The 19,322-nt window shown below is 70.2% G+C and carries 18 protein-coding genes; 7 read left to right on the top strand and 11 right to left on the bottom strand.

Annotated features, from left to right (window positions below):
• Positions 1–65: 65 nt before the first annotated feature.
• On the bottom strand, positions 66–1,205 hold the full coding sequence (locus OG488_RS14170; RefSeq protein ID WP_329229287.1) for a HEAT repeat domain-containing protein: 1,140 nt from the start codon (positions 1,203–1,205) through the stop codon (positions 66–68).
• 6 nt (positions 1,206–1,211) lie between these two features.
• A complete protein-coding gene (locus OG488_RS14165) occupies positions 1,212–1,880 on the bottom strand; it encodes a HEAT repeat domain-containing protein (protein ID WP_329229286.1) in 669 nt (222 codons plus the stop codon).
• A gap of 190 nt (positions 1,881–2,070) precedes the next feature.
• On the opposite strand from OG488_RS14165, the gene OG488_RS14160 reads away from it, so the two are divergent.
• Positions 2,071–3,144, top strand: coding sequence for a tyrosine-protein phosphatase (locus tag OG488_RS14160; protein WP_329229284.1), 1,074 nt, complete (start codon positions 2,071–2,073; stop codon positions 3,142–3,144).
• Positions 3,145–3,177: 33 nt separating this feature from the next.
• On the opposite strand, the gene OG488_RS14155 is transcribed toward OG488_RS14160, so the two are convergent.
• Positions 3,178–4,251, bottom strand: coding sequence for a MarR family transcriptional regulator (locus OG488_RS14155; protein ID WP_329229282.1), 1,074 nt, complete (start codon positions 4,249–4,251; stop codon positions 3,178–3,180).
• A 624-nt stretch (positions 4,252–4,875) separates the two neighbouring features.
• On the opposite strand from OG488_RS14155, the gene OG488_RS14150 reads away from it, so the two are divergent.
• Entirely contained in the window at positions 4,876–5,622 is a 747-nt protein-coding gene (locus OG488_RS14150) for an SAM-dependent methyltransferase (protein WP_329229280.1), read from the top strand.
• A gap of 82 nt (positions 5,623–5,704) precedes the next feature.
• Here OG488_RS14150 and OG488_RS14145 read toward each other — a convergent pair whose 3' ends face one another.
• The 3 genes from OG488_RS14145 to OG488_RS14135 form a co-directional block, all read right to left on the bottom strand.
• The gene (locus OG488_RS14145; RefSeq protein WP_329238648.1) at positions 5,705–7,918 is read right to left on the bottom strand and encodes a HelD family protein; all 2,214 of its coding nucleotides are present in this window, start codon (positions 7,916–7,918) and stop codon (positions 5,705–5,707) included.
• 196 nt (positions 7,919–8,114) lie between these two features.
• On the bottom strand, positions 8,115–8,912 hold the full coding sequence (locus tag OG488_RS14140) for a VOC family protein (RefSeq protein WP_329229278.1): 798 nt from the start codon (positions 8,910–8,912) through the stop codon (positions 8,115–8,117).
• A 101-nt stretch (positions 8,913–9,013) separates the two neighbouring features.
• Positions 9,014–9,577 carry a TetR/AcrR family transcriptional regulator gene (locus OG488_RS14135; RefSeq protein WP_329229277.1) on the bottom strand — a complete coding sequence of 188 codons (564 nt, stop codon included), beginning with the start codon at positions 9,575–9,577 and terminating at the stop codon, positions 9,014–9,016.
• A 107-nt stretch (positions 9,578–9,684) separates the two neighbouring features.
• Here OG488_RS14135 and OG488_RS14130 point away from each other — a divergent pair, with 107 nt between their 5' ends.
• Positions 9,685–10,971, top strand: a complete 1,287-nt coding sequence (locus tag OG488_RS14130) for an MFS transporter (RefSeq protein ID WP_329229275.1) — start codon at positions 9,685–9,687, stop codon at positions 10,969–10,971.
• 17 nt (positions 10,972–10,988) lie between these two features.
• On the opposite strand, the gene OG488_RS14125 is transcribed toward OG488_RS14130, so the two are convergent.
• Positions 10,989–11,666: an NUDIX domain-containing protein gene (locus OG488_RS14125; RefSeq protein WP_329229273.1), complete on the bottom strand. Its 678-nt coding sequence runs from the start codon at positions 11,664–11,666 to the stop codon at positions 10,989–10,991.
• Positions 11,663–12,046, bottom strand: coding sequence for a DUF4406 domain-containing protein (locus OG488_RS14120; protein WP_329229271.1), 384 nt, complete (start codon positions 12,044–12,046; stop codon positions 11,663–11,665). The genes OG488_RS14125 and OG488_RS14120 overlap by 4 nt, the downstream gene beginning before the upstream one ends.
• 50 nt (positions 12,047–12,096) lie before the next feature.
• Between OG488_RS14120 and OG488_RS14115 the strand changes: the two genes are divergently transcribed.
• Positions 12,097–12,855, top strand: a complete 759-nt coding sequence (locus OG488_RS14115) for a DeoR/GlpR family DNA-binding transcription regulator (RefSeq protein ID WP_329229269.1) — start codon at positions 12,097–12,099, stop codon at positions 12,853–12,855.
• A 31-nt stretch (positions 12,856–12,886) separates the two neighbouring features.
• Here the strand turns inward: OG488_RS14115 and OG488_RS14110 are convergent, their stop codons facing one another.
• Positions 12,887–13,519 (bottom strand): NADPH-dependent F420 reductase, encoded by a 633-nt coding sequence (locus OG488_RS14110; RefSeq protein ID WP_329229267.1) that lies wholly within the window; start codon positions 13,517–13,519, stop codon positions 12,887–12,889.
• A 198-nt stretch (positions 13,520–13,717) separates the two neighbouring features.
• Here OG488_RS14110 and OG488_RS14105 point away from each other — a divergent pair, with 198 nt between their 5' ends.
• A complete protein-coding gene (locus OG488_RS14105) occupies positions 13,718–14,368 on the top strand; it encodes a hypothetical protein (protein ID WP_329229265.1) in 651 nt (216 codons plus the stop codon).
• On the opposite strand, the gene OG488_RS14100 is transcribed toward OG488_RS14105, so the two are convergent.
• Positions 14,287–14,820: an ATP-binding protein gene (locus tag OG488_RS14100; RefSeq protein ID WP_329229264.1), complete on the bottom strand. Its 534-nt coding sequence runs from the start codon at positions 14,818–14,820 to the stop codon at positions 14,287–14,289. The two genes, OG488_RS14105 and OG488_RS14100, sit on opposite strands and share 82 nt — an antisense overlap.
• A gap of 202 nt (positions 14,821–15,022) precedes the next feature.
• On the opposite strand from OG488_RS14100, the gene OG488_RS14095 reads away from it, so the two are divergent.
• On the top strand, positions 15,023–15,883 hold the full coding sequence (locus tag OG488_RS14095; RefSeq protein ID WP_329229262.1) for a helix-turn-helix domain-containing protein: 861 nt from the start codon (positions 15,023–15,025) through the stop codon (positions 15,881–15,883).
• Positions 15,880–16,071, top strand: a complete 192-nt coding sequence (locus OG488_RS14090) for a DUF397 domain-containing protein (protein ID WP_329229261.1) — start codon at positions 15,880–15,882, stop codon at positions 16,069–16,071. Before OG488_RS14095 ends, OG488_RS14090 begins: the two co-directional genes overlap by 4 nt.
• A 42-nt stretch (positions 16,072–16,113) precedes the next feature.
• Here OG488_RS14090 and OG488_RS14085 read toward each other — a convergent pair whose 3' ends face one another.
• Positions 16,114–19,251: a DUF3427 domain-containing protein gene (locus OG488_RS14085; RefSeq protein WP_329229259.1), complete on the bottom strand. Its 3,138-nt coding sequence runs from the start codon at positions 19,249–19,251 to the stop codon at positions 16,114–16,116.
• Between the last annotated feature and the right edge of the window lie 71 nt (positions 19,252–19,322).

The following is a 19,322-nucleotide window of genomic DNA, read 5'->3' as shown; positions in this document are numbered from 1 at the left end:
CACCGCGTGCGAGGGCAGCTCGTAGTTGCTGCCTCTGATGCGGACGTGGCATTTGACGACACTGCCTAGGAGCGGGCGTCGTCCTGCCGGGTGGCCCGCAGTGTGAGGACGTAGGCCGCGGTGAGCGCGACCGCCCGGTCCTCGTCGTGGGACAGGTCCGCGAGAGCCTGCGTCGCCGTGGGGCCCGGGATCTCCGCGAGTGCCTGCGTCAGCCGTCGGCGTACGGACGAGCCGGCCGCGCGGCGGGCGAGGCGGTCGACGAGCGCGGCGGCGATCCGGTCCGCGGGCGTGGTCCGGTCCGGCGACACGATCTGATCCTGCGACGTGGTCCGGTCCGGCGGTGCGGGGCGGTCAGCGGGCGCGCTCAGGTCCGGCGTCGCGGGACCGGTCGCGAGCGTGCGGAGCGCGTCGGCCGCGTCGACGTCGTTCGCCCCGTCGACGACCATGGCGACGAGCGTGGGGACCGCGTCGGCCATGCCCCGCGCCCCGAGTGCCAGGGCCGCGCACCTGCGGACCACGACGTCGGAGTCCGTGAGGGCGCCCCTCAGCAGTGCGGTCGCCTCGCCGCCCGGGAACTCGGCGACGGACCGGACGGCACGCCTGCGTACGGCCGCCACCGGTGTGCCGAGGCCCTCCGCCAGCAGCGGCAGCCCGCCGTCGCCCGACTGCGCCAGTGCCCACCGAAGGGCCCCGGCGACGTGCGGGTCCGTCTCGCTCAGCGCCGCCTCGACCAGGGCTTCCACCGGCACGGCAACATCCATGGCCGACGACCCCGAGGACGCCAAGGGCCCCGAGGCCAGGGCCGCGCGCTGGCGCTTCCCGGCGCTCTCCGACCCGAGGCCCTGGAGCAGGGCGACGACCTGGAGGACGTCCTCCCAGCCGGCGGGTTCGGCGGCGTCGATCCTGCTCAGCCGTGTGAGCAGCGCCGTCTCGGCCGCGATGCGTTCGCGCGTCCGCCCGATGAGGTCGTCGACGAGCTTCGAGGGGGCGAAGCCCGGATCGTCCAGAGCGCGCCCGACCTCCTGCAACGACAGTCCCAGGGACCGCAGGCTCTCGACGTGGAAGATCCGCCGGATGTCCTCGTCGGCGTACTCGCGATAGCCGCCGCCGGTGCGTCCCGTGGGCCGCACGAGGCCGAGCGAGTCGTAGTGCCTGAGCATGCGGGCGCTGACTCCGGACCGTCGTGCCACCTCACCGATCAACACTGCCCGTCACTCCTCCCGGCCGTCCGTTCCCAGGGCCACGATGCGCTTCGCCTCCTCGATCGCGCACTCGAATCCGGCATCTGGGTCGCGCAGCAGCTGTTCCGTGGCCTTCGCGTGCAGGCGTACGCGGGGGTCGGGGGCCGTCGCGGCAGTGTGCAGGGTCTCCATGATCACCTCACCGAGGGCGATCAGCGCCCGGCTGAGACTCAGCTGCGTCTCACGCCCGCCGCGCCCGAGCTGGGTCGCCAGCATCTGGGTCAGCCCGGGCTCCTCGCCTTCGGGCACGAGCACGACGGCTGCCCGCCAGGCGCTCCGGGCCACCTCGTCGTCGGTGTCGGTCAGATGCGCCCGGGTGATCGCGGGCCACGCCTGCCGGTCCCCGATCTTGGACAGCGTGTGCAGCGCCTGGCTGCGCGCCTGCGCACCCTCCGAGTCGAGCTCGGCGACGAGCGGCGGGACGGTCAGGGCCGACGGGTGCCGGGTGAGCGCCCAGGTCAGCAGCTCGCGCACCTGGAAGTCGGGCTCGACCGCGCACCGCTCGACGAGCGTGCCGACGAACCGGGGGTCCGGGGCCGTGCCGATCGCCATCGCCGCCCGCAGCCGTACGGACGCGTCGGCGTCCTCCAGCGCCGTCAGCGCCCGCGTGGCATCCGCATCCTGTTTCGTCATGGTCATCGGGACCACCTCCTCGGCCCCAGGGAAGACCTTGTCACCGTGTCAAGGTCAAGGAGCGTGTGCCGCGAGGCCGGTCGCCTTCCGCGCCCTGTGACCTGCGGCGTGCGGTGTTCGGTTCGGCTTCCGGCTGTGTTCACCGGCCATTACGGCGGCAACCGTCCAGCCCTCAGAAGATCCATGCATGACACACATGACACGTGTAAAGGCCTCCTCCTGCGCCCTGGCCGCCGCGCTCCTCGTGGGGATCACCGCACCCGCGGTCTCGGCCCACGGCGCCCCCGCCTCCGCCGACCGCGCGTCCCACGCGCGCATCCCGTTCACGCAGGCGAAGGTCACCGCGCTGGACGACGGCTCGTACACGGTGGAGTGGACGGCGCCCGGCATACGCCGCGTCGCCGTGAAGGCCGGCGGGCGCACGGTGGCGTCCGGCGGAGCGACCGGCAAGGTCACCGTGCGCGGGCTGGCCGCCGCCGACCGCCAGTGGTTCGACCTGGTGCCCGAGCGCGGCGGCTCCCTGCGCCTCGCCGACCGGCTCATCGCCCTCGAAGGGTCCGTCAACTTCCGTGACGCGGGCGGCTACCGCACCGCCGACGGCCACTGGGTGAAGATGGGCGAGATCTACCGCTCCGACGCCCTGGACAAGCTCACCGCCGCAGACCTGGCGAAGCTGAAGCGGCTGTCGATCCGCACGGTCTACGACCTGCGCATGGAGTCCGAGCGCTCGGCCGCGCCCGACCGCGTCCCGGCGGGCGCCACCCATGTCGTCGTCGACGTGCTGGCGGGGTCGCCCACCTTCACCGCCATGCCGACGACTCCCGAGGAGGGTGTCGCGATGATGGTGGAGGGTGAGAAGTTCATGGTCAGCGGCGGCACCGCCGAGACCGCGTACCGCACCGTCTTCGGCGGGATCACCGACGACTCCTCGCGCGCCGTCGTCTTCCACTGCACGGCGGGCAAGGACCGCACGGGCTGGGCGAACGCGGCCCTGCTGACGGCGCTCGGCGTCCCGCGCTCCACGGTCATGGCGGACTACCTGGCCTCCAACGACTACCGCGCCGAGGCCAACGCCGCCGCCCTCGCCTCGATGCCCCCGGCGCAGGCCGCCGTCTATAAGCCGCTGCTGGACGTACGCCCCGAGTACCTCAACTCCGGCTTCGAGGAGGTCGGGAAGACCTTCGGCTCGTTCGGCGCGTACGAGAAGAAGGCGCTCGGCCTGGACGCCAGGGACCTCCGCGACCTGAAGCGGGACCTGCTGGTGGGCTGACACCGCGCCTGACACCGTGCGGTACGCCTCGGGTCAGGGGGACTTGAGCAAGGTCCGCAGCCCGGCGGTGAACGTGCGTACGTCCTCCTCGCTGGGCCGACCCGCAGGCGCCTCGGGCGTCTCGCCCTGCGAGGGCACGCGGCACGGGCGGCAGAGGCCGTCGGGGAGGGCCTCCGGGCGGCCCGGGGTGCCGCACTTGGTGCACTCCAGCATCACGCGGTGGACGGGGGCGCCCGGTGCGGGCGGCGCCGGGGCGGTGAGGACGTGCGGCGGGATCTTGTCGGTGAGGCGGCGGCGTACGAGCCCTACGGGGGAGTCGACCGGGATGGGGAGCCCGGCGGTGAGGGCCTGCGTGAGGTAGCCCGCGTCCACGCCGCGCGCGAACCACGCGGCGGCGAGGGGCTCCAGGACCGCGCAGTCTGCCGCCGACAGGGCCAGGCGGGAGTCGACGCGGCCGAGGTGCGCGAGGGCGAGGTAGGCGGGGGAGTGCCCTGCCGGAGCCGGAGCCGGAGCCGGAGCCGGAGCCGGGGGACGCTGCTGAGGTACGGCAGGGGCGGGCACAGGGGAATCGGCGCGCGCGGGTACGGGTGCCGTCGTGGCCGGGTCCTCCGTGGGGACCCGCGCAGGTTCCGTGGGGACCCGCGCGGGTGAAGGCGCGGCAACGGGCTCCGGGGCCGGGGCGGCGGCCACCGACGGAGCGAGCACCGTCGTGGTGACCTCGGTGGCGGCCCACCACTCGTTGTCGCGGGCGGTGCGTGACCAGAACGTCCGCGAGACCCAGCGGACTTGGCCCAGTTCGCCGACAAGGCACCGTACGCGCCGCAGGTATCCGGCGGCCGCCAGGGCCTTCAGCGCCGAGCCGACGGCCTGCTGGCCGTACAGCGGCAGCTGCTTGGCGAGGCTCTTGACGTCCATCGAGGCGCCGTCGGGCAGGTGGTCGATGTACCCGGCGACGTACCGCTCACGGACGGGCAGCAGAGCGAAGTCATCTGCGCTGCGGGGGAGTTGGTCAGGCATGGAGCGCTTGCCGTAACCGGGCTTGGCCATCGGGTACGGGCGCGAGGATGCAGGGGCGCGCAGGGCGGGGCTAGGGTGCTGGATAGCCACGAGATCGGGGGTCCTTCGATCTTGAGGTGAGACCCCGGCCCGGTGTGCCAACACCGCGTCGGGGTCGCTTGGTTCTTGGTTCTCGCACCGTAGGCAGTCGCCACGCTCCGCCGCAAGTCGGTCACGATTAGTCATACTTGCTGGCCGTGGCGGGTCAGGGAGGGTGGGGAGGTTTCCCAAACCCCCTTCTTTCCCTACCGGTTAAAGGCATCGCTCGAATCCCGGCCCTCGGATCCCGACGCCCGGGTCCCGAAGCTCAAGCGTCGGTCGGAACCCCTGATTCCGGGCCCCGAAAGGGTGAACCACCGGGGTCGACGCTCGGACCCCGAGACTCGGGACCCGAGCGCCGGGGCGCCGAGCACCGACACACCCAGCGCCGACACACCGAGTACCGACATGCCGAGCACCGACACACGCAGGCCGTGATCCGCAAGGCCCGTGGAGAGCACGACGAGCCCGGTAAATCGGTGGAGACCCCGGCCGGGACGGCTTATGGTCGCCGGGTTCGCGATCCATGCGTAGAGGACGAGGTGCTTTTGATGACGGTCCGGGCCACGGCTGCCGACTCCGGTCGGCTGCTCTCCACAGACGCCATGACCTCATCGAACCGAAGGAACACCACCTGTGGATCTTCCACGCATCTTCACCATCCGTGAATCCAGCCACCGCATCCACAACCCGTTCACCCCGGGCAAGCTCGCCGTCCTGGGCCAGGCGCTCCACCTGACGCCCGGCACCCGTGTGCTCGACCTCGCCAGCGGATCGGGCGAGATGCTGTGCACCTGGGCCCGTGACCACGGTGTCACCGGGACCGGGGTGGACATCAGCACGGTGTTCACCGGGGAGGCCCGCGTCCGCGCCGCCGAGCTCGGTGTCGCCGACCAGGTCACCTTCGTCCACGACGACGCCTCCGGCCATGTCTCGGACGAGCCGGTCGATCTCGCCGCGTGCATCGGTGCCACCTGGATCGGGAACGGCATGGCGGGCACCGTCGAGCTGCTGGCCCGCAGTCTCCGCCCCGGCGGCCTGATGCTGATCGGTGAGCCGTACTGGCGCCGGGAAGTGCCGGACGAGGAAACCGCCGTGGCCTGCCACGCCCGCTCCAAGGAGGACTTCGTGGCCCTGCCGGAGCTGATCGGGCGGTTCGGCGACCTCGGGTACGACGTCGTGGAGATGGTGCTGGCCGATCAGGACAGCTGGGACCGCTACCAGGCGGCGCAGTGGCTCAACCTCCGCCGCTGGCTCGACGCCAACCCCGATGACGAGCTGGCCCCGCAGGTACGGGCCGAGCTCACCACCGGCCCCGCCGACTACGCGCGTCACCAGCGCGAATACCTCGGCTGGGGTGTCTTCGCGCTGATGGCCCGCTGACGGTCCGGTCGGCGTGGGTCCGGGCAGCGCCTGCCGCCCGGACCCACGCCGGCCACACCGGACCTCCTCCCGCCGGCGCGCCTCAGCGCAGCGACTCCGGCAAGTCCTCCCGGTGGACGATGCCCAGCCGCTGCGTCGCGCGCGTCAGCGCCACGTACAGGTCGCTGGTCCCGAACCGGCCGGGCTCCACGACCAGGACGTGGTCGAATTCGAGCCCCTTCGCCTCACGCGGGCCGAGCAGCACCACCGCACGGGTCAGGTCGGGTTCCTCGCCGGCCGTGACCCCGGCGAGCGGGGCCGCGATCTCCTCGTGCAGCTCGCGCGGTGCGATCACCGCGAGGCGCCCCTCCTCGGGTGTCAGCTCCTCGACGGCCCGCGCCACCGCGCCCGCCAGGTCCGCGCCCGCGTCCCGCGTCCACGGCGTCTCGCCCGTCGACCGCACCGAACCGGGCGGTTCGAAGGAGGGGTCCTCCGCCCTTATGACCTTGGACGCCAGCTCCATGATCTCGGCGGGCGTACGGTAGTTGACCCCCAGCCGCACATGCTCGAAGCGGTCACCGACGTACGGCTCCAGGATCCTCTCCCACGAGCCGACGCCCGCCTCCTCCGAGGTCTGCGCCGGGTCCCCGACCAGGGTCAGCGAGCGCGTCGGCGACCGGCGCATCAGCAGCCGCCACGCCATCGGCGAGAGCTCCTGCGCCTCGTCGACGATGATGTGCCCGAACGCCCAGGTCCGGTCGGCGGCGGCCCGCTCGGCCGCGCTGCGGTGATCGGCCTCCTCGTGCCGCTCGGCCATGCGCTCGGCGTCGATGATGTCGTGGGCGGCGAGGATCTCCGACTCCTCCTCGTCCTCGAACTCGTACGTCTCCGAGCCCCGCGACAGCTCCAGGACGCCCTGCGCGTAGGCCACCCGCTCCTGGCGCTCCGCCTCGGCGGCGGCCCGCTCGGCACTGTCGTCGGACCCGAGCAGCTCGGCCGCCTCGTCGAGGAGCGGCACGTCGGCCGGGGTCCAGCCGCCGTCGCCGGGGGCCCGCCGGATCGCCTCGGCGTCCTCGTCGGGGAGGTACACCGGCTCGGCCAGGTAGTCGGCGAGGAAGTCCTGCGCGGTGAGCAGCGGCCACAGCTCACCGATCGCGGCGTGCACCTCCTCGCTCGTGGCGACGCTCTTGCCGAGCTGGGCGACGTCGTCCACGCCCAGGAAGTTGGGACCGCCGTACGGGTCCGCGCCGAGGCGCTCGGTGAGCTGCGCGGTGAGGGCGTCGATGACGTGGAAGGTGAAGTACGGGCGCGCGAGGTTGTGCGGCAGCCGGGTCTCGCGGGCCGCCTGCCGGGCCTCGTAGGCGATCTCCCAGTCCAGCACGAGGTCACCGTCGTCGTGCGGGACGATCACCGGCGCACCCGGTTCCGGCAGCGCCTGCCGGTCGCGTACGGCGAGGGAGAGCGCCTCGGCCATGCCCGCCCCGCCCTTGACGGTCGCCGCGCGGGGCGAGTCGGTGCCACGGGCGTGGACCCCCGGGAACAGCTCGGCCTGCGTGGAGAGCATGACCCCGGTCTCGCCGAGGGCGGGCAGCACCTCGCCGATGTAGCGCAGGAAGGCCGGGTTGGGCCCCACGACGAGGACCGCGCGCTTGGCCAGGAGCTCGCGGTGCTCGTACAGGAGGAAGGCCGCACGGTGCAGCGCGACCGCCGTCTTGCCCGTGCCGGGGCCGCCCTCGACCACGAGGACCCCACGGTGCGGGGCACGGATGATCCGGTCCTGCTCCGCCTGGATCGTCCGCACGATGTCGCCCATGCGGCCCGTGCGGGCGGAGCTGAGCGCGGCGAGCAGCACGGCGTCACCGCTCGGGTCCTCGAAACCGCTGCGTTCGTCGTCGCCCAGGTCGAGGATCTCGTCGTGCAGCTCGGTCACCGTGCGGCCCTCGGTGGTGAGGTGTCTGCGCCGGCGCAGCCCCATGGGCGTATGCCCGGTGGCGAGATAGAAAGGCCGGGCGACGGGCGCCCGCCAGTCGATCAGAAGGGGCGTGTGTGCGGTGTCGTCCTCACGAATTCCGATACGGCCGATATGGTGCGCGGCGCCGTTCAGGAGATCGATACGGCCGAAGCACAGGGAGCCGTCCACCGCATTCAGGGCGGCCAGCAGGCCCGAGCGCTCGGAGACGAGGACATCGCGCTCCAGCCTGGCCTGCAGGCCGTTCCCCACCGGGGTCAACGCCTCCTCGACGCGCCGCGCGGTGGCTCCGCGCAGCTCGTCGACACGGTCGTAGAGCCGGTCGATGAATTCCTGCTCCTTCTGCAATTCGACGTTTTCGCGAGTTGACAAAATCGCTCCCTGCCGGATATGGTGTTTCTAGTGGCCCCCGGTGAGGGGCCTTTTCTGTGGGCGCACAGAACCACTCAATATACGTCAGGAAATCCCCGGTCCGCAATTGCGGTCGGGGATTTCCCGCGTCCGGGCCGGGGGAGCCTGCGGCGCCGCGCCGCAGGCGGCCGTTTCAGCTCCGGGCGGGGGCGAGCACCACGAACTCCGCTCCCCAGGGATCGAGGCACGAGGCCAGCCGCCCGACCCCTTCCGCGTCATCGGGCCCCATCTGCACGCTGCCCCCGTTGCCGGTGACCTCAGCGACCGCGGCATCACAGTCGGTGACGGCGAACACCGGGTGCCAGTAAGGCTTCCCGCCCGTCCGCGCGAGGTGCTGCTCGGAGAGCTCCATGAGGCCGCCGTGCATGCGGTCCTCGGGAAGCCCGGAGGGCGTGATGAGGGTGTACGTGCCACCCCCGCCCGGCATCTCCATCTCGCCGAACTGCCAGCCGAGGACCGTGCCGTAGAACTCCTTCGCCGCTGTGGCGTCGGTCGTGTACAGCTCCGTCCACGACAGCGTTCCCGGCGCGTCCACCAGGTCCACGCCCTTGGTGGTCCCGGGCTGCCACACGGCGAACTGGGCCCCCTGCGGGTCGGTGTACTGGGCCATCCGCCCCCACTCGTCGAGGTCCCTCGGCGCCAGCCGCACCGTGCCGTTCGCGGCTTCCACCGCCCGGGTGGTGCTGTCGGCGTCGGCGACGCTGTAGTAGATCATCCAGGCGGAACGGGCGCCCTCCTCGGTGAGTTTGCCGAGCCCGGCGACGATGCCGCCGTCCTTGCGGAACATGCCACCCTCCGGCTCCTCGGGCGCCCCCATCGCCTCGAAGCTCCAGCCGAGGACCGTGCCGTAGAACGCGGCGGCGGCCCGGACGTCGGGCGTTCCGAGGTCCAGCATGCAGGGCGAACCAGGGACAAAATCGGTGGTGATCACAGCGATTTCCTTCCGAAGATCCAGTGCTTCCAGCGTGGCACCGCCCGGCGGGCACCGCGCGTCGATCACACCGGGGCCCTTCGGGTCGGGCGCCTTGGCGGTCACGCCCCGCCGAGGGAGCTGCTCACGGCATCGACGACGGCGGCGACGTCCTCGCGGCTCATCGGGTCGGTGTCCATGGAGTTGTGGATGGTGAGCCCCTCCACCAGCGCGTCCAGGGCGCGGGCCGTCCTGGGGTCGAAGTGCGTGCTCAGTGAGGTGCGGCTGGCGCGCATCCAGGAGCGGGTGACCTCCAGCAGTGCAGGGTTGCGCGAGGCGAAGGCGTACAGCTCGTAGCAGAGGAGGAGCTCACGCGTGCTTCCCCGCTGCGGTCCGCAGATGATCTCCACCACCGCGGCGCGTGCCTCCCGGGGTGTCGCGGCGGCGTCCAGCTGCTCGCGATAGCGCGTGGACATCGACTCGGCGAGGCGCGTGAAGGCCTCGACGAGCAGCTCCTGCATGCCGTCGAAGTAGTAGGTCATCGATCCCAGCGGGACGCCGGCGGTCTCCGCGATGCGCCGGTGCGTGGCGCCCGTGACGCCACGCTCGGCGATCACCTCCAGTGCCGCGTCGATGATCCGGCCGCGGCGGCCCGGGTCGTTCGGGCCGCGAGAGCTCCCCGTCACAGTGATCCTCTTCCTCTGCTCGGCGCAGGAGTGTACGTTTGTACATACTCATCCGGGGGTGACGTCCGCCCGGCCCTGCACTCCGCCTCCGAAAGAGCACGTCACTGATGGACCTGGCCACGCGTCGCCGCCGAGCGGCATTGTTCCTCTTCTTCCTGATACCTGGCCTGTCGATCTCCTCCTGGGTGACGCGGACCCCTGACATCAGGGATCAACTGGGCGCGTCGACGGCGCAGATGGGGCTCGTCCTCTTCGGCCTGTCCGTCGGCTCGATGCTCGGCATCCTCACCTCCGGCGCGCTGGTGGCACGCTTCGGCACCAGGCCGGTCATGGGTGTGGGCACGGTGCTGATCATCGTCAGCATGGCCGTCATCGGCTGCGGTGCCCTGTTCTCGTCCGCGCCCACCGTCACGGCCGGGCTGTTCCTCTTCGGTGCCGGCATGGGTGGCGGGGAGGTCGCCGTCAACATCGACGGCGCCGAGGTCGAGCGGATCACCGGCCGGACCGTGCTGCCCACCCTGCACGGCTTCTTCAGCCTCGGCACCGTCGTGGGGGCCGCCCTCGGCATCCTGTGCACCGCCGTCGAGTTCCCCGTCCAGTGGCACCTGACCGCCATGGCCGTCGTCACCGCCGGCATGTTCGCGTACGCCTTCCGCGCCATCCCCGCGGGGGTCGGCAGGACCAAGGGCGGGCGGCAGGCCGACGGCGGCTCGGCGCCCGCGCGGTCGGAGGTCTGGAAGGACCGGCGGCTGCTGCTCATCGGCGGCGTCATCCTCGCCATGGCCCTGGCCGAGGGCGCGGCCAACGACTGGCTGCCCCTGCTCATGGTCGACGGCCACGGGGTGGACCCCGCGCTGGGATCGGCGGTCTACGCGGGATTCGCCGCCGCGATGACGGTCGGCCGCTTCTGCGGCGGCTTCTTCATCGACCGCTTCGGCCGCGCCCCCGTCGTCCGGGCCAGCGCGCTGTCGGCGGCCCTCGGGCTCGCGCTCGTCATCTTCGCTGACTCGCCCGTCCTCGCCGGGGCCGCGGTGCTCTTCTGGGGGCTGGGAGCCTCGCTCGGCTTCCCCGTCGCCCTCTCCGCCGCCGGCGACTCGGGCCCCGACCCGGCGGCCCGCGTCAGCCTGGTCGCGATGATCGGCTACATCGCGTTCCTCGTCGGCCCGCCCGGCCTCGGCTTCCTCGGCGACCACTACGGGCTGCGTTCCGCGATGATCCTCGTCCTCGGATTCGTCGCCGTGGCCGTCTTCCTCGCCCCGGCGATCGGCCCACGGCGTACGGCTGACGCCGGTCCGGTTCCTGGAGCCGGCCCGGTCCCTGACGCCGACCCGGTTTCGGGCTCCGCCCCTGCGACTGCTCCCGAGCTCGACGAACAGCCCCTCACCGACAGGTAGCCGGGGCGCTCTCACCCTCACCGGTCAGTTGCTGCCGGGGCGAACGGACCGTCCAGGGCCGCCCATTGCAGGAGCAGAATGGTCTTCCCATCGCTGATGCGTCCGTCGCGAGTCATGGCGAGGGCTTCCGTGAAGGGCAGTTCGAGGACCTCGATGTCCTCGCCGTCCTCCTCCAGCCCGCCACCGGCCCCGGTCCTGTCGGCCGGTGTGTAGGGGGCGGCGAAGAAGTGGAGGCGCTCGGTGACGGACCCGGGGCTCATGTAGGCGTCCAGTACGTGCGTGAGCGGGCCGAGATCGACCCCGAGTTCCTCCGCGCTCTCGCGCCGGACGGCGGTCACCGGGTCGTCCGCGTCGAGGAGCCCGGCCGCGGCCTCGACGAGCATGCCGTCGGGGTGGTCGTTGACGTAGGCCGGGTAGCGGAACTGGCGGGTGAGCAGGACGCGGCGGCGTCCGGTGTCGTACGGCAGGACGACGGCGCCGTTGCCGCGGTCGTAGGTCTCGCGCTGCTGGGTGACCCGGCGCCCGTCGCGACGGCGGTAGTCGAACGTCGTGCGCCGCAGTACGTGCCAGCCCTGCGAGGTGAGTTCGACGTCGCGGATGGCGACGTCGGGGTTGCGGTCCAGCCCGCGTCCGGCGCGGTCGAGGCCCGTACGCCCGCGGTGGTCGGGGGTGTCGATGCCGGGACGGGCGCTCACGCGGCCTCCTGCGGGGTGCGGGGCGGGATCTGCGCGACGTCGTCGTAGACGGGCAGGCCGAGACGGCGGGCGGTGGCGACGTCCTGGTCGGCCCCGGCGGATTCGCCGGGCAGGCGCAGCACGGCGTCGCAGTGGGTGAGCAGGCGCTGGGCGGTGGGGTAGAGCACCTGGTCGGCGAGCGGGTCGGTGGGTCCCGCGCCGGCCGAGTGCAGGACGGGCAGCGCGATCCACTCACCGATCACGGGGAGGTGGCCCGCGGCGAAGACCGGCCACGCGGCCGCTTCGAGGCGTGCGAGATTGTCGGCCATGGCCTGAGGATTGCCGTCGGTGCCGGATCGGTAGGGCCCGGCGATGAGGATGAGCATGGGCTTGTCGGTCATGACGCGCTACGATACATGCAGGAACGTGCAACAACGGGAGAGAGTGCGAAATGCTGGCTGCTGAACGGCGTGACCACCTGCTGGGTCTGCTCGCCCGCGAGGGCAAGATCGTGGCCAAGGACGTCGCCGCCGAACTGGGGATCTCCGAGGACAGCGTGCGGCGCGACCTCCGCGATCTCGCCGCCGAAGGGCTGTGCCAGAGGGTCTACGGCGGAGCCCTGCCCACGTCCCCGGCCGTGGTGAACTACCAGGCCCGGCGGACCGTGGCCCCCGACGGCAAGCGCAAGGTGGCCTCGACCGCCGCCGGGCTGGTGAGGCCGGGCGGCACGCTGATCCTCGACGGCGGCACCACCGCCCTCGCCGTCGTCCACGCTCTCCCACGGGAGCTGGACTGCACCGTGATCACCCACAGCCCGACGATCGCCGCCGCCCTGATCGACCACCCGCGCGCGGAGGTCTTCCTGCTCGGCGGCCGGATCTTCAAGCACTCGGCGGTCGCCTGTGGCGCGGCGGCGGTCGAAGCGGCGCAGAACGTCTCCGCCGACCTCTGCCTCCTCGGCGTCACCGGCGTACATCCCGAGGCGGGACTGACCACCGGTGACGCCGACGAGGCCGCGATGAAGCGCGCCCTGGCCGCGCGGGCGGCGGACACCTACGTCCTCGCGTCCTCCGAGAAGATCGGCACCGCGTCGCGGTTCCGTGTTTTGCCCTGGGAGGAGATCAGTGGACTGATCACCGACGCCGGCCCGCACGACCCGGTGATCGAGCAGCTCACGGAACGCGGCGTCGAGATCCTGGCGGCGGGCTGACGCGGCACTCGGGCGGAGTGGCGGGGCCGCCTCAGGCGTTCTGCCGGGGGAGGGGAACCACGTTGATGTTGAACGTGTGGGATCCCAGACCGTTCGCGATGCCCATGAAGAGCAGCGCGAAGTGCTCCTGGCCGCGTGCGGTGGTGATGCCGCCCATGTCCAGCTGGGAGGACGAGGGCCAGCCGAGGTCGGCGAGCAGCCGGCCGGTGGTTCGCTTGGCCTCCGGGTCGTCGCCGGAGAGGAAGACGGTGCTCGGACCGTCGAGACCGTCCGGGGCGGCCATCACGGTCGAGTCCATGGTGCAGAGGGTCTTGACGACGGGGGTCAGGGGGAAGGCCTCCTGGATCTGTTCCCCCAGGCTGCTGTTGGGGTGGGAGAGTTCGGTGAAGTCGTCGGAGAGGCCGACCCCGACATCGATCAGCAGGGTTCCGGCCAGCGCCGGTGCCCCGATGGAGCGCAGCAGCTCCACGGAGACGGCCCCCGGGGTGGCGTTGACCAGCACCTCCGCGTGGGCCGCCGTCGCACTCAGCCCCTCGACGGGGAAGCCGGTCTCCGTTCGTTCCTTCGGGAAGCGCGAGCCGAGGAGCACATCGTGTCCGGCGGCGCTCCAGCCCCGGGCCAGTGCTTGGGCGACGTTGCCTGTGCCGAGCAGTCCTATACGCATGCAGGGACGCTAACTCCGCCCAGGAGAAGGCGAATCGGGCTTCGGACCCAGGCGGGACCGGCACCTTGGGCGTAGTCCTGTGGTCCCCGAATCCGGTTGAGATACGCGGTGTTCGCAGGGCGGCTGAGTACGCGTACCCACTCCGCGCGGGGTAGTCGGGCCCATCCGCGTAACTCCTCACCGGCCTACCGTCCTCGTATGACCGAGGAAACCGCGACAACCACCCCTGCGCCGGCCGGGCCCCGGACCGGCTCCTTCGTCCGCTGGGCCCTCGGAGGCGTCGCGCTCGTCGTCGTGTGCGTTCTGGGCGTCCGGTTCGCGTGGGGGTCGACGGACTACCCGCGCGTCGCGCCCGAGGACATGGCGGACCGCGCCTTCCAGCGCTCTCAGGAGGCCTACGACGTCCTGGGGTTCACGCGCACGGTGCAACCAGGGGTCGAGGACATCGGCGTCAGCCCGGAGAACACGCTCGGCTCCGGCTTCTGCTACAGCGGCGGGCTGTTCAACCTCGATGAGACCGTCGACGGCGCCTACCGGATGAGCCACAGCTGGGCGCTCGACCGCGTACCCGCGAGCCAGGCGGTCCCCGGACTCCGCCGACTGCACCAGCAGCTCAAGGACGACGGCTGGAAGGTCTCGTCCTACCGCGACGGCGAGAAGGGGAACTGGGACCTGTTCGTCCAGCGGGACGACGGGGACGAGCGGATGTCCTTCACCTGGTTCCCGGACCGGGACTACTTCATGGGCGGCGCCTCCGGACCCTGCGCCTACGACCCCGAGTGGAAGGACGGCGACATCGGCCCCTCCGGGGACGACCTGCGGCCACCTGCCTTCGGGCCCGCAGGGTAGGGCTCGGGATCAGATCCGCCCCGGGGCACCGCGCACTCCGCCCAGACCGTCTTGCCCGGACCCGTGCGGTCGCGTACACCCCAGCTCGCGGCAAGGGCATCGACGAGGACCAGGCCACGGCCGCGCTCCTCGTCGTCCCCCGAACGGGCACAGGAGGGCCGGGCCGGGTGGGTGTCGGACACCTCGACCCGGATGACGTGCCGGCCGTCGTCGCAACGGAGGAGCAGGGCGAAGTCCCTGCCGGGTACGCGGCCGTGCAGTACGGCATTCGCGGCGAGCTCGGCGACGACGATGGTGACCGCGTCGTGGTGATCCGTCCCGCGCGGATACCCCCACTCGACGAGCTGGAGCGCAGCGAGCAGACGCGCGAGGCGCGCCCCGCGCCGGGTGGCGGAGAAGCGCTGCACGAACAGGCGCGTGGTGGCGGGGGAGTGAGCGTGAGGGGCTGGCATGGGCCCCAGCCTGGTGCGGAGGCGGGACCTCGCGGCAGGCACGGCACCGATACAGATCGACTTGTACTGGTGTACCCGCTGGACTGGGGGAGTCACGGTACGTAACCATGAATGCGGTCATGCGTGGCGCAGCGCGGACGTCGCACAGTACGGCACGGGTGGGCTCCGCGGGCGGGCCCGGCATGGGGAGATACGAGCGCGAATGGCTACGGACAACGGCGGTGGCACGGGCGGCGGCGTGGGCGGGGGCGAGCCCGAGCTGTCCGACAGCCTCAAGACGTTCGGGGCGGTACTCAAGGCACTGCGGGACGAAGCCGGCCTGACGCAGGAGCAGTTCGCACGTCAGGTGCAGTACTCGGTGGCGTACATCGCCAAGATCGAGCAGGGCAAGCGATTCCCTCCGAGGGAGTTGCTGGACCGCTCGGAGGAGGCCCTGGGGGCGACGGCGGCAAGGGTGTTGGTAGCGGCGGCGAAGAGCCTGACGCGGAAGGTGGGGCTGGCGTCGTGGTTCTTGCAGTGGGCGGCCATCGAGGAGGAGGCGATCACGCTCTACGCGTACGAGTGCCGGGTTGCGCCAGGCTTGTTGCAGCCGGAGCCGTATATCAGGGCGGTGTTCGGTAGTCGCTTGCCACCGTTGACCGATGACCAGCTCGAAACCCAGGTTGCCGCACGGCTGGAACGCCAGCGTCTGTTGACGGACAAGGGGAACACCGCCTTCGGCTTCATCGTGGAGCAGGCCTTGCTCCATCGGGAGACCGGCGGCCCCGATGTCACACGCTCCCTCATCGACTACATGCTGAGGATGGGGAGTCTGCGCAACGTAGAAATCCAGCTGATGCCGCTGCGGCAGACGGCACATGCGGGGCTGGATGGCTCGATGTACTTGGCGGAGACGCCCGGTCACCAGTGGGTCGGATACACCGAGGGGCATGACACGAGCGTGCTTGCCACGCACGGGAATCAGGTCAGTTCGATGCTCCAGCGCTATGGCAAGATGCGCTCGCAGGCCCTCAGTCCCGAGGCGTCCGTCAGCCTGCTTGAGCACTTGCGAGGAGCGCTATGACCACCTCTGAACCTGCCTGGTTCAAGAGCAGCTACAGCGGCACCGGCGGTGACAACTGTGTAGAGGTGGCTGTTCGTCCCGAGGCGGTACTTGTCCGGGACTCGAAGGACACGCAGAGGCGCGCGTTGAAAGTCTCATCCTCTGCGTGGTCTGCGTTTACGCAACTCGCTGTCGACTCGTGCCTCTGAGTGGTTCGTAGGGTGAGCGCTCGGCTTGCAGGCGTCAGATAGTCACCCCGCAGCGATCGCGGAGTAAGTCAGCACGTCGGCCGGGATCTGGTGGCGAAGCTTCCAGATGATGCCCATGGGCTTGCTGCCCTCATGCTCCACGTACTCGGCCGGACCAAGCAGCATCCATGGCTGAGGGCCGCCGATGTCCGTTTTCTTGTAGCGCCGGACGAACAGCAGGACATGCGTTCCGCGCTCTTTGTGGGTCCGGTAGCGGATGCCCGTAGGTGAGGCCTCCGAGGTCTGGTTCTGGGACTCCCAGTGGAACAAGGAGTCGTTGCGGGCGTAGTCCTTGTACCGAGTCTCTGGGGAGAAGTCCTTCTCGTCCTTCTCAAGCGTGATGAGGAGGGCATCTGTCTTGATGCCCTCACACCACCTCACTCCCTCGCGGAAGTGACCGGGCATGAAGCCGCCGACGGCCGACTGGCCCAGCGCAGGCAGGATCTCCTCGCGACTGTAAGAAGCATGGATCGCGAGCGGCAGGCCTGCGTGGGTGTCGAGGAGAGGGAGGGGGACGTGGTCCGCCTGCTCGAGTACGTGTGCGAGCACCTGGTGCAGTTCGTGACGGAAAGCCTTCTGGGGGACCAGGGTGGCGAAGCCCTCCTGATAGCTCGTGAAGCCTCCACCGAGTGGCCATAGCGAGAAGAAGAACATGCGAGCGTACGCCTGTTCCTGTTCCGTCAGCTGGTCGTACTCGGGGGCGTCGTCCGCTAGGAGCTTGCTGTACGCGCCAACCCGCAGCGGGTCGTCCACGTGGAGAAAAGCAGAGACTCGCTTCAAGAGTGCCGCTTCGCCATCGGGTCCCTCCCCGTCGAGCAGCTTCGCCCTGCGCAGCAAACCGGTCCAAGAGTTCCCGTTGCCCCGATAGAGCTCTTTGAGATTCCGGCCACTGTCCCTGAGGTAGTTGGCGAGGCGTGGCTCGGCGTAGGCAGCCACCTCTCGCGCCAGCTGGGTGACGTTGACACCGATCTGGTTGCGAATGTTGTCAATGATCAGGTCTTTGGCCTTTGCCTCCAGGACGATCTGGCAGCCGGATGGCAACTGCGGGAACCCTTGCTCAATATTCGCCAGCAGGCGGTTCCGCGTCAGATTGGTCAGCGCACGAAACTGCTCCTCGAAGCGGAACTCCTTGCGGTGCTGCCCGATGAAGTCCAGGACGGTGAGCACGGCCTTGTCCTCGGTACGGCGGAGCCCGCGTCCCAGTTGTTGGAGGAAGACAGTGGCACTGGAGGTGGGGCGCAGGAGGAGCAAGGTGTCGACATCCGGAATGTCGAGACCCTCGTTGAACAGGTCCACCGAGAAGATCACCTGGAGCGTGCCCGCCCGCAGGTCGTCTAGGGCTGCCTTCCTCTCGTTGCGGGGAGTCTCGCCGGAGAGGGCACGGGCATTGAGCCCAGCGCGCTGGAAGAAATGGGCCATGAAGTGGGCGTGTGCCACCGAAACGCAGAAGCCCAGGGCACGCATCCCTCCTGGGTCCATCACCTTGTCGGTCACTGCCTGTACGACGAGGCGAGCGCGCGCGTCGTTACCGGTGAACAGGCTGCTCAGAGCTGTTGAGTCGTACGCTCCGCGTTTCCATGCGACCGCACTCATGTCGGTGTTGTCAGTGATGCCGAAGTAGTGGAAAGGGCTGAGCAGCTCGTTCTCCAGCGCCTCCCAGAGCCGCATCTCCGCAGCGATCCGTCCATCGAAGTACTCGTCCTGGATGTTCAGGCCGTCCATGCGCTCCGGGGTTGCTGTGAGGCCGAGCAGTTCCTGCGGCGCGAAGTGGTCCAGGAGCTTGCGATAGGTGGGCGAGGTCCCGTGGTGGAACTCGTCGATCACGATGACGTCGAAGTGGTCGGAGGCGAAGCGGTCCAGCGCGCGGGCGTTCAGCGACTGGACGCTCGCGAAGACATGAGTCCAGTCCTCTGGAATCTCGCCGGCATAGAAGAGCTCGCCGAAGTTCGCGTCGATCAGCACGTTCTGGTAGACCCGCAGGGACTGCTCGAGAATCTCCTTGCGGTGGGCCACGAAGAGTAGGCGGGGATCCCGGCCAAGCGTCTGACGTAGACGCTTGAAGTCCAGAGCGGCCATCACGGTCTTGCCCGTGCCTGTCGCGGCCACCAGCAGATTGCGGTGACGGTCGTGCACGGCTCGCTCGACTTCAAGGCGTTCGAGCATGTCGCGCTGATGCGGGTAGGGGCGGACTTCGAGGCCGGAGAGGGTGATCCTGCTGCGGTCCTGTTGCTGAGAGCCGCCGGCGTGGGACAGGGCCTCGTCGAGTCGTTGGGCGTCAGTATCGGGGTTGTAGAGCTCGAACGCCTGCTCGCTCCAGTACGCGTCGAATGTGGCCTCGAACTTGCGGAGGACGGAAGGCGTGGCGACGGACGAGAGGCGCACGTTCCACTCGAGCCCATCAAGAAGAGCGGCCTTGGATAGATTCGAGCTTCCTACGTAAGCCGTGTCGAAGCCGCTCGCTCTCCGGAAAAGCCAGGCCTTGGCGTGCAGCCGGGTGGATCGAAGCTCGTAATTGACCCTGACCTCGGCTCCGAAATCTCGGACCAGACGGTCCAGAGCACGGCGTTCCGTGGCACCGATGTACGTGGTGGTCAGGACGCGGATTGGGACGTTACGGGCATGCGCGGAAGCGAGAGCCTCCTCGAGGACGCGCAGACCGTGCCACTTCACGAAGGCGCAGAGGAGATCAACGCGGTCGGCAGTGGCCAGCTCGGCGCGGAGCTCAAAGCCGAGGCTTGGATCATCGGGAGAGTTGGTGATGAGAGCCGTGTCAGACAGCGGAGTCGCCGGCCGGATGGCGTAGACGCCGGGGGCTTCTTGCTCGGCGACGGAGAGCAACTGGCGGGGGCCGTCTGTGACGAGATCAACCCACTGAGTCGCGCCCTCAATAGTGTTGAGGGACTCCAAGATGTGGTTTGCCGTCAGTACTTGCTCTGCGGGGGAGAGTCCTTGGAGAACCTGCCGCACCGTGTCGCCAATGTGGCGAGCAAGGACGTGGGGCGCAGACTCAGGCCCAACGAGTCCGTCGATGGACCGCCGGCCTGTTACGTCGAATTGCTTCATCCGCTCTTCGAGGCGGTGCGTAATGAGCGTTTCATAGAGCCCGACCACTGGGGCGGTATCTGAAAAGTCGCTGGGCATGGCCGAGTCCCCCTACATCTCGTCACGTTGCAGGTGTAGTTGTATCAAGTGGCACTGACACATGGCTGTGG

It is taken from the genome of Streptomyces sp. NBC_01460, assembly GCF_036227405.1.
Classification (GTDB): domain Bacteria; phylum Actinomycetota; class Actinomycetes; order Streptomycetales; family Streptomycetaceae; genus Streptomyces.
Note: the sequence above shows the minus strand (reverse complement) of the source record. Positions and strands in the feature narration are given on the sequence as shown.

Bases quoted from the DNA above. Each gene is read 5' to 3' on its own strand.
- OG488_RS14165 (WP_329229286.1), bottom strand. From the start codon at position 1,880: ATGACCATGACGAAACAGGATGCGGATGCCACGCGGGCGCTGACGGCG.
- OG488_RS14160 (WP_329229284.1), top strand. From the start codon at position 2,071: ATGACACGTGTAAAGGCCTCCTCCTGCGCCCTGGCCGCCGCGCTCCTC.
- OG488_RS14130 (WP_329229275.1), top strand. From the start codon at position 9,685: ATGGACCTGGCCACGCGTCGCCGCCGAGCGGCATTGTTCCTCTTCTTC.
- OG488_RS14120 (WP_329229271.1), bottom strand. From the start codon at position 12,046: ATGACCGACAAGCCCATGCTCATCCTCATCGCCGGGCCCTACCGATCC.
- OG488_RS14115 (WP_329229269.1), top strand. From the start codon at position 12,097: ATGCTGGCTGCTGAACGGCGTGACCACCTGCTGGGTCTGCTCGCCCGC.
- OG488_RS14110 (WP_329229267.1), bottom strand. From the start codon at position 13,519: ATGCGTATAGGACTGCTCGGCACAGGCAACGTCGCCCAAGCACTGGCC.
- OG488_RS14105 (WP_329229265.1), top strand. From the start codon at position 13,718: ATGACCGAGGAAACCGCGACAACCACCCCTGCGCCGGCCGGGCCCCGG.
- OG488_RS14100 (WP_329229264.1), bottom strand. From the start codon at position 14,820: ATGCCAGCCCCTCACGCTCACTCCCCCGCCACCACGCGCCTGTTCGTG.
- OG488_RS14095 (WP_329229262.1), top strand. From the start codon at position 15,023: ATGGCTACGGACAACGGCGGTGGCACGGGCGGCGGCGTGGGCGGGGGC.
- OG488_RS14090 (WP_329229261.1), top strand. From the start codon at position 15,880: ATGACCACCTCTGAACCTGCCTGGTTCAAGAGCAGCTACAGCGGCACC.
- OG488_RS14085 (WP_329229259.1), bottom strand. From the start codon at position 19,251: ATGCCCAGCGACTTTTCAGATACCGCCCCAGTGGTCGGGCTCTATGAA.